The organism is Shewanella sp. FJAT-51649 (assembly GCF_019457435.1).
In the GTDB taxonomy this organism is placed as follows: domain Bacteria; phylum Pseudomonadota; class Gammaproteobacteria; order Enterobacterales; family Shewanellaceae; genus Shewanella; species Shewanella mangrovisoli.
Window position 1 is genome coordinate 4,116,247 of sequence record NZ_CP080411.1, and the last position, 15,261, is coordinate 4,131,507.

12 protein-coding genes are annotated in these 15,261 nt (G+C 48.4%); 5 read left to right on the forward strand and 7 right to left on the reverse strand.

Features of this window, described 5'->3' with window-relative positions; all coding sequences use genetic code 11:
* The first annotated feature begins 75 nt into the window (after window positions 1–75).
* From K0H59_RS18040 to K0H59_RS18050, 3 genes are all read left to right on the forward strand, one after another.
* The gene (locus K0H59_RS18040; RefSeq protein ID WP_220053930.1) at window positions 76–1,719 is read left to right on the forward strand and encodes a cation:proton antiporter family protein; all 1,644 of its coding nucleotides are present in this window, start codon (window positions 76–78) and stop codon (window positions 1,717–1,719) included.
* 327 nt (window positions 1,720–2,046) lie between these two features.
* Window positions 2,047–3,192: a galactokinase gene (gene galK, locus K0H59_RS18045; protein WP_220053931.1), complete on the forward strand. Its 1,146-nt coding sequence runs from the start codon at window positions 2,047–2,049 to the stop codon at window positions 3,190–3,192.
* Window positions 3,193–3,317: 125 nt separating this feature from the next.
* Window positions 3,318–4,349 carry an aldose epimerase family protein gene (locus tag K0H59_RS18050; protein ID WP_220053932.1) on the forward strand — a complete coding sequence of 344 codons (1,032 nt, stop codon included), beginning with the start codon at window positions 3,318–3,320 and terminating at the stop codon, window positions 4,347–4,349.
* Between the two features lie 109 nt (window positions 4,350–4,458).
* On the opposite strand, the gene K0H59_RS18055 is transcribed toward K0H59_RS18050, so the two are convergent.
* The 4 genes from K0H59_RS18055 to K0H59_RS18070 all read right to left on the reverse strand — a co-directional run bounded on the left by K0H59_RS18055 (window position 4,459) and on the right by K0H59_RS18070 (window position 9,578).
* Window positions 4,459–4,863 carry a hypothetical protein gene (locus K0H59_RS18055; protein ID WP_011718360.1) on the reverse strand — a complete coding sequence of 135 codons (405 nt, stop codon included), beginning with the start codon at window positions 4,861–4,863 and terminating at the stop codon, window positions 4,459–4,461.
* Window positions 4,864–5,185: 322 nt separating this feature from the next.
* Window positions 5,186–6,184, reverse strand: a complete 999-nt coding sequence (locus K0H59_RS18060) for an NAD(P)H-quinone oxidoreductase (protein ID WP_220053933.1) — start codon at window positions 6,182–6,184, stop codon at window positions 5,186–5,188.
* Between the two features lie 175 nt (window positions 6,185–6,359).
* A complete protein-coding gene (locus K0H59_RS18065; RefSeq protein WP_220053934.1) occupies window positions 6,360–8,135 on the reverse strand; it encodes a sel1 repeat family protein in 1,776 nt (591 codons plus the stop codon).
* Window positions 8,136–8,228: 93 nt separating this feature from the next.
* Window positions 8,229–9,578 (reverse strand): leucine-rich repeat-containing protein kinase family protein, encoded by a 1,350-nt coding sequence (locus K0H59_RS18070; RefSeq protein WP_220053935.1) that lies wholly within the window; start codon window positions 9,576–9,578, stop codon window positions 8,229–8,231.
* Between the two features lie 168 nt (window positions 9,579–9,746).
* Between K0H59_RS18070 and K0H59_RS18075 the strand changes: the two genes are divergently transcribed.
* Window positions 9,747–11,171, forward strand: a complete 1,425-nt coding sequence (locus K0H59_RS18075; protein ID WP_220053936.1) for a LysM peptidoglycan-binding domain-containing protein — start codon at window positions 9,747–9,749, stop codon at window positions 11,169–11,171.
* Window positions 11,172–11,246: 75 nt separating this feature from the next.
* Here the strand turns inward: K0H59_RS18075 and K0H59_RS18080 are convergent, their stop codons facing one another.
* Entirely contained in the window at window positions 11,247–12,620 is a 1,374-nt protein-coding gene (locus K0H59_RS18080; RefSeq protein ID WP_220053937.1) for a DUF4397 domain-containing protein, read from the reverse strand.
* Window positions 12,621–12,871: 251 nt separating this feature from the next.
* On the opposite strand from K0H59_RS18080, the gene K0H59_RS21310 reads away from it, so the two are divergent.
* The gene (locus K0H59_RS21310; RefSeq protein WP_254915663.1) at window positions 12,872–13,003 is read left to right on the forward strand and encodes a hypothetical protein; all 132 of its coding nucleotides are present in this window, start codon (window positions 12,872–12,874) and stop codon (window positions 13,001–13,003) included.
* Window positions 13,004–13,073: 70 nt separating this feature from the next.
* Here K0H59_RS21310 and yidZ read toward each other — a convergent pair whose 3' ends face one another.
* A complete protein-coding gene (gene yidZ / locus K0H59_RS18085) occupies window positions 13,074–14,039 on the reverse strand; it encodes an HTH-type transcriptional regulator YidZ (RefSeq protein ID WP_220053938.1) in 966 nt (321 codons plus the stop codon).
* The gene (locus K0H59_RS18090) at window positions 14,014–15,204 is read right to left on the reverse strand and encodes an MFS transporter (protein ID WP_220053939.1); all 1,191 of its coding nucleotides are present in this window, start codon (window positions 15,202–15,204) and stop codon (window positions 14,014–14,016) included. The genes yidZ and K0H59_RS18090 overlap by 26 nt, the downstream gene beginning before the upstream one ends.
* Between the last annotated feature and the right edge of the window lie 57 nt (window positions 15,205–15,261).

The window sequence follows — 15,261 nt, forward strand, 5'->3', positions numbered from 1 at the left end:
TCCGCTTTTTTATCACGCTGTCATCGATTTCTTATACAATCCCTGTTTAACGTGGACTTTTTAGATTGGAGCATTATGGAACCGGCTATTCTCATCATTACACTTATCTGCGGCATGCTGGTTAGCCGCATAGGGCTGCCTCCCCTGATCGGCTACTTAGTGGCAGGCTTTGTACTCTTTGTTTTTGGTATTGAGAAAGAAAGCCTGCCCCTGCTGCAAGAACTCGCTAACCTCGGGGTCACCTTATTACTCTTTGCCATTGGTCTTAAACTGGATATTCGCAGCCTCTTTAAGGCCGAAGTCTGGGCCGGGTCGAGCATACATTTAGTGCTCTCCATGGTGCTGTTTATTCCTATCCTCAAAATCTTCGGCTTTATTGGCCTTAGCCAACTCGATGGTTTAGGCATTGCACAACTGTCATTAATCGCCTTTGCGCTCAGCTTCTCCAGTACGGTATTCGCGATTAAGGTATTGGAAGATAAAGGTGACGTGCAGTCCCTCTATGGCCGTGTTGCCATTGGTATCCTGATTATGCAGGATATTTTTGCCGTCATCTTCTTAACCATTTCTAAGGGCGCTGTTCCATCGGTTTGGGCACTGGCGTTATTGCTGTTACCTCTAGCAAAACCACTGATTTACAAAGCCTTCGACCGTGTTGGTCACGGCGAACTCTTAGTGTTATTCGGATTAGTGATGGCGCTGGTTGTCGGCGCTTGGTTGTTTGAATCTGTAGGGCTTAAACCGGATCTTGGCGCGCTTATCATAGGTATTTTACTCGCAGGGCATAAAAAGGCCTCCGAGCTGGCTAAATCCTTGTTCTACTTTAAAGAACTCTTCCTTGTCGCCTTCTTCTTAACCATTGGCCTCAATGGCTTACCTACGGTATCCGATGTGGTGCTCGCGGCCTTATTAGTGCTGTTAGTGCCGTTAAAAATCCTGTTATTCGTCTACCTTCTGACGCGATTTAAACTGCGTTCGCGCACCTCTATGCTGGCCTCATTTAACTTAGGTAACTTCTCTGAGTTCGGCCTTATCGTCGCAGCGGTCGCCACCAGCAAAGGTTGGCTACCAGCACAATGGCTGGTGATTATCGCCGTTGCCTTAAGTTTCAGCTTCTTATTTGCCGCGCCACTCAATACGGCGGTGGGGAATATTTACCAACGATTCCAACAACGTCTGGTACGACTCGAGAAGCCACCACTGCACCCAGAAGACAGGCCGATTGCTATTGGCAATCCACGCTTTTTAATCTTAGGTATGGGTCGTATTGGTAGCGGTGCCTACGACGAACTGCGCGCCCGTTTCGACGGTGAAATCCTCGGGATTGAACACAAGCAGGAATTGGTCGATTTACACCGCGCCAATGGCCGCAACGTGGTGCAAGGGGATGCTTCGGATACCGACTTTTGGGAGAAGCTCGATAGAGCACCAAACCTTGAGTTAGTTCTGCTGGCGATGCCACACCATGCGGGGAATCTGTTCGCCGTTGAGCAGCTCAAGAAGCTAAATTATCAAGGCAAACTCAGCGCCATTGTGCAATACGGCGATGATGCCGCATCACTGAGAAGCTCAGGCGTGCACAGTGTGTATAACTTGTACGAAGCGGCGGGTGCGGGTTTTGTCGACCATGTGGTTCATGAGCTATTACCAGACTCTGAAACTAAGGCCGATACCGAAGCTCAGGAAGAGACTCAAAAACAAGGCTCTGCCCTCGCCTAAAAATGGTGTTGCTGAATAGGCTTTAGTTCAGCAGTCACTGATTTTAGTGATGAATAAAACTCATCTTATTTAAGCTGATGTTGGCTCAGGAAAGCAAACCTCCTGAGCCAACTTATTCCTCCCCTCTAAATGTTAAAAGCAATCAAAATCAACCAATTGCAAGTATGCGATAGCGGGAGATAATTGGTTGCTTGTTCTGTATCGATTTTCCCTGACAAGACTATCGTCTATGCCCTACAAAATCTCAGTTACAACACTGAGTTAGTCGTGATATAAATCGAAGACAAGAACGCAATTTAGCCCAGCTTTTTTGGAAGTCTTCCCAGCATGTCGAACCCTGCGCAGCGCGCCACTAAGTTATTTGTCCAAACCTTTGGCACTAAAGCCGATGATTTATACCAAGCCCCAGGTCGGGTGAATTTGATCGGTGAATATACGGATTACAACGACGGCTTCGTGTTGCCCGCCGCCATTAATTTTCATACGGTCATTGCAGTAAAACGCCGAGAGGACAATAAGTTTCGCGCCGTTGCCGACGCCTTCCCTGGACAAATCAAAGAATGGAGCTTCGGTAAAGACACTGAAATCAATCCCGAAGATGGCTGGGTCAATTATCTCAAGGGCCTGACGGTGGCCATGGCCAATACTGGCCTTATCGCTAAAGGGTTAGACTTAGCGGTCGTGGGCGATGTGCCGCTAGCCGCGGGTCTGTCTTCCTCCGGCGCCTTAGTCGTCGCCTTTGGTACTGCTATCAGCGACAGCAGCCAACTGCATCTATCTCCTATGGCGGTGGCACAGCTTGCTCAGCGCGGTGAATATCGTTATGTATCATTAGCTTGCAGCATTATGGACCATATGGTCTGCGCCATGGGCGAACCGGATCATGCCTTGCTCATCGATTGTCTGGATTTGGATAGCGAACCTATTGCGATCCCTGAAAACCTTAGCCTGATCATTATCGATGCCCATATCGAGAAACAACGCTTAGCGGCGATAAATCAACAACGCCGCGAAGAATGCGCACAGGCCGCCGACTTTTTTGGCCTCGATGCCCTGCGCCACCTCGACATGCGCCAGCTCGAAAGTGCTAAAGATCAATTGGATGACACCCTGTATCGCCGTGCCAAACACGTTGTCACCGAAAACAAGCGCACCCAGAGTGCCGCTCGGGCGCTAGAGCAAAATAATCTATCTAAATTCAGTTTGTTAATGGCACAGTCCCATCAATCTCTACGGGATGATTTTGAGGTGACGTTGCCCGAATTTGACACTTTGGTAGATATCGTCAGCCAAGTGATTGGAGAGCGTGGCGGCATTCGCATGACCGACGGTTGTGTTGTCGCCTTAGTGGATCACGAACTCACCGATGCCGTGGTATCGGCGGTCGAGCATGCATTTTATGAGCAGACCGGAATCGATGCCACAGTGTATCTCTGCTCGGCGAGTGCTGGCGCGGGGCGCATCGACAGCTAATCCGTCAATCACCCTCTATCCATTCTTCCAGACAAATACCATACGAATTCAACCTTGAATCCTATGGTATTTGTTGTTTTTAAGAGGCAAAATCAAGCGGTTAAATCACATTAGAGGGAAGCTAAATGGTGCGTTTCAGTGTACTAGATCCTTGGACCGATCCCCGCGGCGGTGAAATCGAACGTGTGCGGATAGACAATGGCATCATCGCCTTAGAAGTGCTCAGTTTAGGTGGCATTATTCGCTCACTTTGGACGCCCGATAAACAGGGAGAGCGTGCCAATATCGTGCTTGGCTGCGACAGTGCCGAAGATTATCTAACTCAAAACGCCCACCTCGGCGCTATCGCTGGGCGCTTTGCCAACCGTATTGCGATGGGCAAGCTGCAATATCAAGGGCAAGAGTATCAACTGGATATCAATCAGGCCAGTAACTGCTTGCACGGTGGCCGCGAAGGTTTTAATCGAAAAAACTGGCACTTAGGCCAACTTCCCGACGGTGTGCGTTTATCGTTAGTCAGCCCAGATGGCGACATGGGGTTCCCCGGCAATTGCACTGTCCAGTTAGACTATCGCCTCGCCGCCAATAATCTCTATGTGGAAATCCTCGCCTCGGTGGATAAACCTTGCCCCGTCAGTCTGACGCAGCATTCCTACTTCAACCTAGATGGTCTGGCGAATAATCATCAGCATCGGATGCAAATCGATGCTACGCGCTACCTCACCATGAATGAGGTGGGCGTGCCTACGGGGATTGCCGAGGTTAAAAATAGTATTTTCGATTTAACTCAGGGCGTTACTCTTGGGGACAAACTCCAAGATCCGGCGCTGGCCAGTACCCAGGGTTATGATCATTGTTATCTGCTGGATAATCCCGATGGCGCGCTGCGCCGCTTTGGCTGCCTATCGAGCCCCGTCAGTGGTCGTGCCATGACAGTCTTTACCAATCAGCCCGGCGTGCAGCTCTACTGCGCTAACTTTTTAGCGGGAACCCTAGGGCGAAACCAACAAAGCTTGGATCAGTATCAAGGCGTGTGTATTGAGCCGCAAAAATTGCCTGACTCGCCGAATCAGCCCCAATTGGGTGATGACGCTTGGTTAGTACCTGGGAAAATCTACCATCATATCAGCCGCTATCAATTTGATATTGAAGGCTAAAATGAGTGCGTTTGGGGATAAGTTTGTCGAATAAAGGAAGGAAAAGCTGGTAAGGAATAAAGTGGTTTATTCCTTACCCTAACTCAATTTGCCCTAGGCAAACTCAGTGTTAATCGTCGAAATCATCGCCCCAATCTTCATCAAAATCGGCGCCAATGGCATCGGTTTCAATTTCAGGCTCAACTTCGGCTTTAGCCTTACGAACAGGGCCTGAATCTTTCACATTGTTCAGATCGATACGAGCTTGATGCTTGCCCATAAATTGAGCTCGAGCTGCTTTCCATGCGCCGCTAAACTTAGCTTCAGCCGCTTTTACCGCTGCATCATCTAAGTCATGTAGGTTCACTTTTACGATGTCTTCTACATACTCAACAATAGCATCACGTTCGGTATTGTAGAGGTAGATTCGTCCAGGGGAAGCCTCTGGCAGCTGGTTGTCATGGACGACAATCGCGGTGCCCTTCGATGTTCTCAGCTCACCATACCAAACCTGTTTCTTTGCTGTGTTATACATATATGCCAATACCCTTAAATCAACACATACACTATGAGTTTTTTAGTCTGAATAAGCGAAGCGTCGCTTGCTTTGATCCACGAATCGCGCCGGAAAGTCTCTGACGTTTTCAACTGGGTATTTTTACAGAATATTTCCGATAATCAATGCCTCATACCATGAAATTTTCACTTATTACGCATTAATTTCGGCCAAAGTCTCTAAAAAATTTTGTCATTAACGACTTTAGTCTAAAAAAACATCACAGCAAGTTTTAATTCGGCAGCCCGCCTCCATCAAAGGATTGAGGCGAGTGCGTTTACACAGATGTAGCTAGGCGGGATCACAAGGTTAATACGACTTTGCCTCTATGTTCTCCCGACTGCATCAGTGCATGGGCCTTGGCCGCCTCGGCCAGTGGGAAGGTGGCACAGATATGCGGCACGATTTGCTGGCTATCGAGTAAAGGCCAAACCCGCTCACGTAATTGCTTGGCGATTTCGGCTTTTGCCGCAACGCTCTGCGGCCTTAGGGTTGATCCCGTCCACACAATACGTTTGGCCATCAACTGCAGAATGTTCACCTCTGCCTTGCCGCTACGTTGGGTCGATACAGACACCATGCGACCATCTAGCGCTAATGCTTGAAGATTCAAGTTGATAAAGTCGCCACCAGCAATATCAAACACCACGTTGACGCCCTTACCTTGGGTAAAGGCCATGACTTCTTCCACGAAGTTCTGGGTGTTGTAATTCACTACCAGATGGGCGCCTAATCCGGCACAATAGTCGCGCTTGGCATCTTGTCCCGTGGTAGCAATCACGGTCGCACCAAGATGTTTGGCAAGGGAAATCGCCGTGCTGCCGATGCCCCCCGAACCACCGTGGATCAACACGGTTTCACCCGCCTTGAGTCCCGCGCGCATAAAGAGGTTGCCCCACACAGTGAAAAAGGTTTCGGGCAACGCCGCCGCTTGCATCTCAGAAAAGCCCTGTGGGATCGGTAAACAATGCTCGGCATAGGTTAAGCTGTACTCGCCATAGCCACCGCCGGGCACTAAGGCGCAAACCCTATCCCCTAATTGCCATTGGGTCACACCCTCGCCTAAGGCACAAATTTCCCCAGCGACTTCTAGTCCAATTATCAAAGATGCTCCAGGTGGTGGCGGATATACTCCCATCCTTTGTTTGATATCGGGTCCATTCACCCCGGCGGCGCGGTTACGAATTAAGACTTGGCCTGCACTCGGTACGGGCAATGGCGAGCGTGTCAGCTGCATCACCTCAGGCTCGCCGGGCTGTTCAAGATAAATATGCGTGTAATCATGGGGTAATGCGGACATAACGGGCTCCTAATCGGGTCCTATCGATAAAACAGAATACAGCCGCTAACAAAGTAGTCTAGATTGCACGTGTTAGCGGCCATTTCAGGCATAGCTGGACATGGGGATAAACGATAATCAAAGCTTTGATAGGGCTAGACTATCCCAAGTTCAAACACTAAAACAGACATGACTCTCAAAGCTTTTCCAACGCTTGTACTCTAGCCTTGGCCTTAGCTTCGTAATCATTCGTAAAGGATTTAGCCAGTTCAATGCTGTGCTGATAGAGCGCAAGGGCACGCTCTGGCTCAACGCTACCCCCTTCGCCCTCATCGAGTAGGCTCGCAAGCTGAAAATAGGCACGACCCAACACGCCCCGCTGCATGCCTTGTTTATCACCCTGCGAAACCACTTTTTCGAGCCAGATGCGCGCTTGGTACGCATCGCACGTATCGGGTTTTAACAGAATATCCGCATACTCGGCGGCAACATAGAGATCGCGCTCGGCGGCAATCTGCCAAAACTCTTGGCTTTGTGCAAAATCCTCGAGCCAATAATAGTAATCACTGGCGGCGCTATGGGCCAAAGCGGGGTCAGCTTGCACACTCAAACGGTAATTGGCTAATGCCGCCGTTGCATCATGGTAGGGCGACCAAGGTAATACTTGGTACAACGCCATCATACTTATGGCCTCTGGCACACCTTGATCAACTAAGACATTTAATTGTTCCCAAGCCTTAACTTCCACGCTTTTTGCTTCGGCTGTATTCAATTTACCACGCAGGATAACCTCAAGTGGTTGACGAATAAGCTCCAGTTTAGCTTCCATATTTCCAAGCCTTGCCGCGCGTTGTAGCCAATAACGGCTCTGCTCAACCTCGCCCGCATAGGCAGCTTGTGATTGCATCCACTGAATAGCAATCAAGTCATCGCCCTCGGCCGCCTCTCGGTAGAATTTGCGCGCTTTTTCTTCATCCTTCGCCAGCGCATGACCTGCCCAATAAATTTGCGCTAACAATCGCTTATCTTCAGCCTTGGTGCTCGCACTTAAGGTATTGAGCATAGATTCAGGCTTACCATAGGCATAGAGGTGCACATCCCCACGTGGATAACGATACTCAGTGCCATCGGGATAATGAACCGAGATCTGCTCGGGCTGTCGCCACACATTCACTTGATAATCTGGCAGAATTTCAGGATTAAACTGCACCCGCAGCACGGCCTCCTTATCGAAACGCACCATTTGTGTCGCCGCGCTTGACCATAAACGGCTGCTCGATTGCAGATTACTCTTAAGCTTTACCTCAAAGGGGCTGTCGGTCTTGGGGCTGTAAATCACCACAGGGGAATACACGGGATTGAGGCTAAGCGGCAACGCCGCTACCAGATAGGTATCTTCCTCACTGCCAGCAAGCACGGGCTCGATAGTCAGTTCCTGACTCAAATAAAACCCATCATGGGGTGAGGCTTTAGTTGCGGGTTCGCTCGATGTTAATAGCGGTGACGTATGTAAATAGTCATCTTTTAATGACTTCACCTTTTGCCAGATGGGATGACTTGGCAGCAGGGTAAGGTCTAGGACTAAATCCTCTAACTGCCAGTCGCAATCTCCACCGCCTTGCAGGGCTAACGTCAGATTGAAAGGTTTGGCATTATCGGTCGTATCGAGGGATTGTCGCAGAACCGAACTCTTATTCAGCGTAGCGCGATAGGGGTTGGCAATATCACCACTCGGGAAACGGATTTCTTTGCGGGTACACACGGAGGAAGTGTAATAACCCACTAATTCGAGCTGAGTGTGGGCGGGTAAGGTCCCAGTAAACTCGAAACGCTGCGCGGTGTTGGGCGGCGTAGTTTGGTCAACGGGCAGTTCCCGCTGCCATAACTTATCCCCAAATCCCAACCAAACGGATACAGAGAGCAACGCGCTTAAGCATAGGCTTAGCCAAAACAGTTTTGAAATCGAACTCATAATGCCAGCTCTCCATTGCTGATGAGATACCATCGCTCTTGCTGTAATGTCTCTACATCGGTTTTCACCAATGGAACCACCCCTTGAGTTTTCCTACACTTCGCATGCTTGAGCTTGCCACAATCTGGCTAATAACTTCGCGATATCGCTAAAAGCTGGACGGCAAGATAACTCAGGTTGCATACATAAATCAGTTAACTGCTGCAATTGAGCTCGCAGCGCGTCAGCTCTATCAGCACCGGCAAAGGGCAATAAATCATCAATCAAGCAGCCCAGCGCCCGCACCTCAATGGCCTGCATGGCATCCCGTTCCGATGTAGATAATTTTGCTAAGTTTGAGGCGGCGCCGAAGTCACCGAACAGCAGTGACATTTGTTGATTAATCATCATATTGTGCGCATACACATCCCCATGACTGATATGCTGGGCGTGCATATGCGCGAGAGTCTCGGCCAACTGCAAGGCTATCTTAACTATGTCCTTAAGGCTGAATTCGGTCCCCGCCTTAAAGGTATCGCGGGTGCAGGATTCGAGGGAGGGCGGTAAGCCTAAGTTATAAAATCCTTGGGGAATTAACGCCATCACTAGCCCTAGCTGATCCTGTTGGCTGATGTGTGCTAATACTTTGATAAGATTTGGGTGCTCCCCCGTGGTTAAACAACAATCCAATTCGTCGGCAGGATAACCGTCACTGGTCACCTCACCCTTAAATAACTTCACCGCGATCTGCTCACACCCAGTTGCGGCAACCATTGCAGGATTTAACCAACGTCCTTGGTAAATAATACCGGAGGCACCTTCACCGAGTTTTTCTCCGAGTTCAATGTCCGCTAGTGTCACATTGGGCACACTGGCCACATCGGCATGGGGATCGACCAGCGTATGGCTAAAGGGATTACCCGCAAACGCCAGCCAAGTAAGTTTGGGGAGCTTAAGCAACCAACTCGGCAGCGCGGCTAAGGCATTTGCCGATAAACGCACTAACTCTAAGTTATGGCATTGGGCCATGGATGCAGGCAGCGAGGTTAAGCGATTGCCCGCTAAGGCTAATTTTTGCAGACGATACAACTGCCCCATACGCTCCGGTAAGGCGGTAATTTGGTTATCCGTTAAGATCAACCAACGGGTATGCAAGGGCAATGACGCCTCAGGTACCGAATGAATTTGATTGGCTTTAAAGCCTATCATCTCCAGTTTCGGACACTGGCCTAACACCTCTGGCAGCACTTCAAAGCGGTTATTCGAAGCAAACAAAATCTTCAAATGGGTTAAGCGAGGTAAATCTTCGGGCAGTGAACTGAGCTGGTTATTGGATAAGTCGAGGATCTCGAGCGTATCGGCTAAGTCGAAGATCTCCCGCGGAAATTCGGTTAAGTTCTCAACCAATTGTAAACGAGTAATCCCTTGTAATTGTCCCGCTTTTAACTGCGCTAACGTCTGCACTCTGTAACCCACTGCTATGAAAAATCACCGCTATCTTAGCCCATTTGAGGCTAAATCTAAATGTGACCTAAGTGGTCAAATTTCCAGCAAAGCTATTCACAAATGCGAAAACAGATTAGCATGTGCCAAATCATGGAATACCAAGTCATCACAGATTACAGGACAATCATGCGGAAAACCTTTCGCCAACCCCATGCCTTAGCTGCGCTCGTGGTCGCCATCTTGATGGGCCAGCTCAGTGGCTGTGCAACCACGTCGGCGCAAACTTCGCCTACGGAATACGCCGCAGCCTTGCCAGAAGCCGAAGGCAATAGCGAACACACAGCACAACCTCAGCATGTTGAAACGGACGTTATCGACGAGCGCTATACCGATGTGTGGGAAAAAATCCAACACGCCCGCACTATTGATGTGCATGACGATGCCGAAGTCCGCAAGCAGCGTAACTTTTTCGATGATAAGCAAAAGTTTATGACTCAGGTGACCCAGCGCGCCGAGCCATTTTTATATTATATTGTCAGCCAACTCGAAGCCCGCAACATGCCGCTCGAACTGGCACTCCTGCCAATTGTTGAGAGTGGTTATAACCCGCTCGCTCAAGCAAATGGCCCCGCCGGACTCTGGCAAATGATCCCTGCGACGGGACGTAATTTTGGCCTCACCATCAACTCGGCCTACGATGGCCGTAAAGATGCACTGGCCTCGACCGATGCCGTGCTCGACTATTTGCAGCACTTGCACGACACCTTAGGTAACGACTGGATCAACGCCGTTGCAGGTTATAACAGTGGCGAGCTAGTGATCAAAGCCGCTATCGATAGAAACAAAGCTAAGGGCAAACCCACGGATTTCTGGTCGCTGAATATTCCAGCGCGCCAAGTACAAACCGTGCCTAAGTGGCTCGCCTTTATTCAAATTATCCGCGCACCTAGCCATTACAATCTCAAGGTGATGCCGATTGCCAACCGCCCATTTTTAGAGCGTTTACCTGCTCCCAATGGCGTTGAAATAAGCCAAATCGCCAATGCTGCAGGGCTCACTAAGGCGGAGTTTAAAACCTATAACCCAGGTTATCGTCAAAGCGTGATCCCAAGTAAGGGCAAATACCAAATCGCCCTACCGATTGAAAACATCGGCCAATATCAAGAGAATCAGCACCAGCTGTCCGCGCAGAAACGTTACGACAGCCAGAGCTATATTGTGAAATCCGGTGATAGCCTAGGCACAATTGCCGCGAAATTTGACATTTCAGTCAAAGAGTTAAAACAGGCAAACAACCTCAGCTCCGATAGAATTAAAATCGGTCAAGAGTTGACCCTGCTAACGCCGATGAGCAGCGAAGATAACACCTCGACCGAGACGCCAAAGCAGAGCAAAGCTCAAACAACGTCTCAAGCGGCAAAGGCTAAAACCAGCAGTAAAACCGCTGACAAGCCAGCGGCGAAAGCCAGCACTTACAAGGTGAAGTCCGGTGACTCGTTAGATAAAATCGCGCGTAAAAACAAAGTGAAACTCGCGGATTTAATGAAATGGAACCAGCTGAATGCCAAGAGCATTATTAAGCCTGGCCAAGAGTTAAAACTGTCGGAATAACGCCGCATAATACGAAAAAGCACTACCTTGGTAGTGCTTTTTTATTGCCCAATCTATTGAACCCAGCCTAAGCGATTAAAGCTTAACGAGGTTATAGCCAAAGCTGGTTGAAGCGTCCTTATTCAGTACCATAGTGACATTATCTTCGTTATTAAAATCCATCATCTCTGATGCATAAACCACGGTTTTAGTGCCATTTTCCACCGCGATCACCTTGATGGAATACTCACCTTTTGGCACCACTAACGACTGCGGCGCCGTAGGGTTAACCGCACTGATCTTATAGCTTGCAGTTTCGATGGTGTCGTTCGCCTTTAAGAAGTACAGCGTCAGGTTACTCTTGTCGGCAAAACTGACGATATCAAACTTAAAGCTGTAGGGACTCGGCGTTTGCGTTTGTTTCATCTCCATCGCCTTCACTTGGCTACCTTCTTCGGTAGTTTGCTCGTAGATGAAGATGGTTTTGATATCGTCCTGATTAAGGGTGATCAACACATTGTCGAGCAATTTGGCTTGGCTAGTATGGTCAAATACGCTCACGCCAAAGTCATTAAACTCAGCGCCTTGATAAGCAGTCACGCCAAAGGGAGCCACATTGCTAAATAGCGCTTCTTGTTTATTACTCACGACTTTGACATCGACATTGTGCGTTGCCAAGCCATTGAATACCCTAAAATCGACGCTGCTTTCGAGGGCGACATGATTACGCACATTGGTGGTCGAATCGACGCTATCTAAGCTGATTTTGGCATCCGAAGCGCCAAAGCTTTCCCGTAAAATCAACTTATAGGGCACCTTAGTCTTAAAGTTAATGCTTGCCGTGGTGTAGCTCACATTAGTGGTTCCCGCTGGTGCGAGGTAAACCTTGTAATCCCCAGTATCCAAAATCTGCGGTGTTGAGACCTCACCGTAGGAGACACTGCCAAGCATCACCGCATCGGCAAAGCTTTGGTCAGCTTTAGCAATATAGGCATCGTAAGCAGGCGCATTCATCGCCGTATGGGCGATCAATAACTGCATTTTACTCTTGTCCGCTTCGGCGTTTTGCTTATCTAACTCAGTGCGGGAGTAATTGATATTCAGCAGCGATGGCGAGGCAAAATCCCCATGTAAGACAAAGAAATGGTCTGTCGCTGTTTTTAAATCGATGTCCTCTTTGTAGAGCGAGATATCCTTGTTCGATGCATCTTTACCCATCACCTCGACGGCACTGACGCCAGGCGTTGAAGTGAACCTTGGCATCGTATCGGCGTAGTTCACGCTCTCATAGGTTTTATCACCAATCTTCAGTGCGGTAGCCGTACTTCCAGCCGAAGCATTGTAAAATTGCACATAGGTATCGGTCTTCGAGGTGTCCTCATCCTTTTTATTATCGGAGCCACCACAAGCGGTCACGCCCAAACAGGCGAAAGTCAAAACCGCGAATCCTTTTAGTTGATTGTTAAGCATCGTATCCCTCATTAGCAGACAAAAAATTCAGTTCAGTCTACGCAGTTATACAATGACAACAATGGCAATTTCCACTCAAAACAAAAACAAATATTTCACAAACTCAATAACTTAACAAACATTTCAGCAACAACGCCAAAGTTGATACAAATCACATTTTTTAGGCGTTTAATTGATACAAATAAGATTGAAGACAAAGGCGGTATCGTCTGATGAGCCTATGTTGTTTAAGCATGTGAATTGAATATGCTGTGATACTAGCCACTACTGAGCAATATTTAACCGACAATCAGGGCCGTCGGCGAACTTTCGATATTGATATCTATAAACGCCTGCAGCATACCGAGATAGAATTTATCCCCGTCAGCGGCACCAACAATTAATGCTCTCCAAACAACCTTTGTGCCAGCAGTTAGACATTGCTCAATAAAGTAAACACGGTAAATATCAGCTTTAATTCTGCGTCTGTGGCTGAAAAATGGCTTTTATCCTGTTTCGCAGCCAAGTGATTTTGGGGTTATGGCTGTTTCTCTTATGCCAAATTAAGGTAAAAGGAATGGCGAGTTTATCAAGATATTCGCCACTTATCGGGATCGGGCGACTCACTAAATCAGGGTGTAATTGACGAGCATATTGCTCACAATATTGCGGCGCTACCGCCATCATGCTGTGGTGAGGCTCTGCCGCGACAAACAGTGACTGCTCAAAACTGGCTAAGGTCAGCACTATATTGCGAGTTAACCCAAGTTCGATAAGTACATCATCCAAGGCCCAGGTTTCACTCTTTTCCCACAAGATATTGATATGCGGATATTTAAGAAAAGTATCTATGTTCCACTCTTCTTGTAAAGCGGGATGATCGCGGCGTAAGTACACCCGAGGGAGATCGGTAAATAAAACCTCAAAATCAATAAAATAAGGCAATAAATCAAGGGATTCCTTCGAGCGGGGATGACTCTCTCGACCGGTAAACCCCATATCGGCCTCACCGCGAATGATGGCCTCGAGTGAATCATAATCCCAATTACGCACCTTCACTTTTGCATCTGGGTAGTGCAGGTAAATGGCCTGCGTTAACTGATTAAGCATAATGAGCGACAAAGGAGACTCAAGCATCAGCTCGAAGCTGAGCCCTTTCGCCATATCATCCCCGCGCTTACCCATGAGCTGTTTGCCCATTTGCAACCAATCGGCTAAGTCCTGCTCCATGCTTTGGGCTAATGGTGTGAGCTGCAATCCTTGAGGCGTTTTAATGAATAACGGATCGTCAAACCAATCGCGCAACTTCGCCAACGATTTACTCACGGTCGATGGCGTCACATTGAGCTTTTTGGCGGCCTTAGATACGCTCCGCTCCTGCGATAACAACTGAAAAGTAAACAACAGATTGAGGTCAAGCCGACTCAGGGATTTGCTCATTCGCTACCATTTCCGACAATTTAGGCACAGCTAACATTAGCGTGATACTTATCAGCGCTCCAACGGCGAGGATAGCTAATAATATATTAATCGCACTCACTTCGAGCAGCCCCATCACCCAAATATACAAGGCCGAAGTACAGACTTGGGCTATCCCCAGTAATGAGCTAGCCACCCCTGCCCGCGCCACAAATGGACTGAGCGCCTGACTCATGGTCACCCCAAATCCAATCGCAAACCCTGAACATACCAAACCAAAACCGAGCAGATTGAATAACTGACCCAACCAGCCCAATTGGGTCAAGATGAATACCAGCGCTGCTGCGGCAAATAATGTCTGAGAGAACAAAATTAGCGATTTTTCTTTAAACTGGTTAAGCAAAAAGGGCGTCGAAAATGAGGCCAGCATACTTACCAATGCAGTCATCGCCATAGTGTTGGAATATTGACCTCGGTCAAACCCCATCTGCCCCATAATCAGCATGGGAGACACATTCACATAGCTTAAAATCGTGGTTACGCCTAAGGTCGTTATGACCACGCGGCTGATAAAAAAGCCTTGTTTAAAGGATTCAGTTTGTACTCTAGGCAAAGTTTGACTGTGAAATGACGCTTTAGAATAAGTCTCACGCAAGACGAACAGACATAGTCCAAACACCAGCAATCCCATTACCGCCATAGTGTAAAACAAACTCGGCCATGGAAACCTAAGCATGATCAAATGCCCAATTACAGGCGCGATCACAGGGATAATGCAGGTCACGCCATTCACCATTGAGAGCACTTTAGCGCGGCGCTTATCGTCTAAGACATCACGCAAAATCGCAAACGCGACAACATAACAACACCCCGCCCCGACTCCTTGCACAAAGCGAGCGACTAAAAACAGGTCACTGCTTTGCGAGCGCGCCGCAAAATAGGAGGCTAACGCAAACAGTAAGGCACCAAAGAGCGTGATAGGTTTACGCCCAATCCTATCTGCTAAACTGCCCGCAAACAGCATAGTCGTCGCCATGCCCGCAAGATACACAGAAAACGCAATGTGCAGCTGCGCCTCAGTTGCCCCAAGTTGATTGGCGATTTGTGGCAATCCCACCAAGTACATATCTATCCCTGTCGGGTACATTAGGACTAAACCAAAGCAACATAAAAGATATCGAAACATGACATGAACACCCTGCAAAAAGTTGCGTTTAGCCTAATATGAGCGCGGCTTAAACGT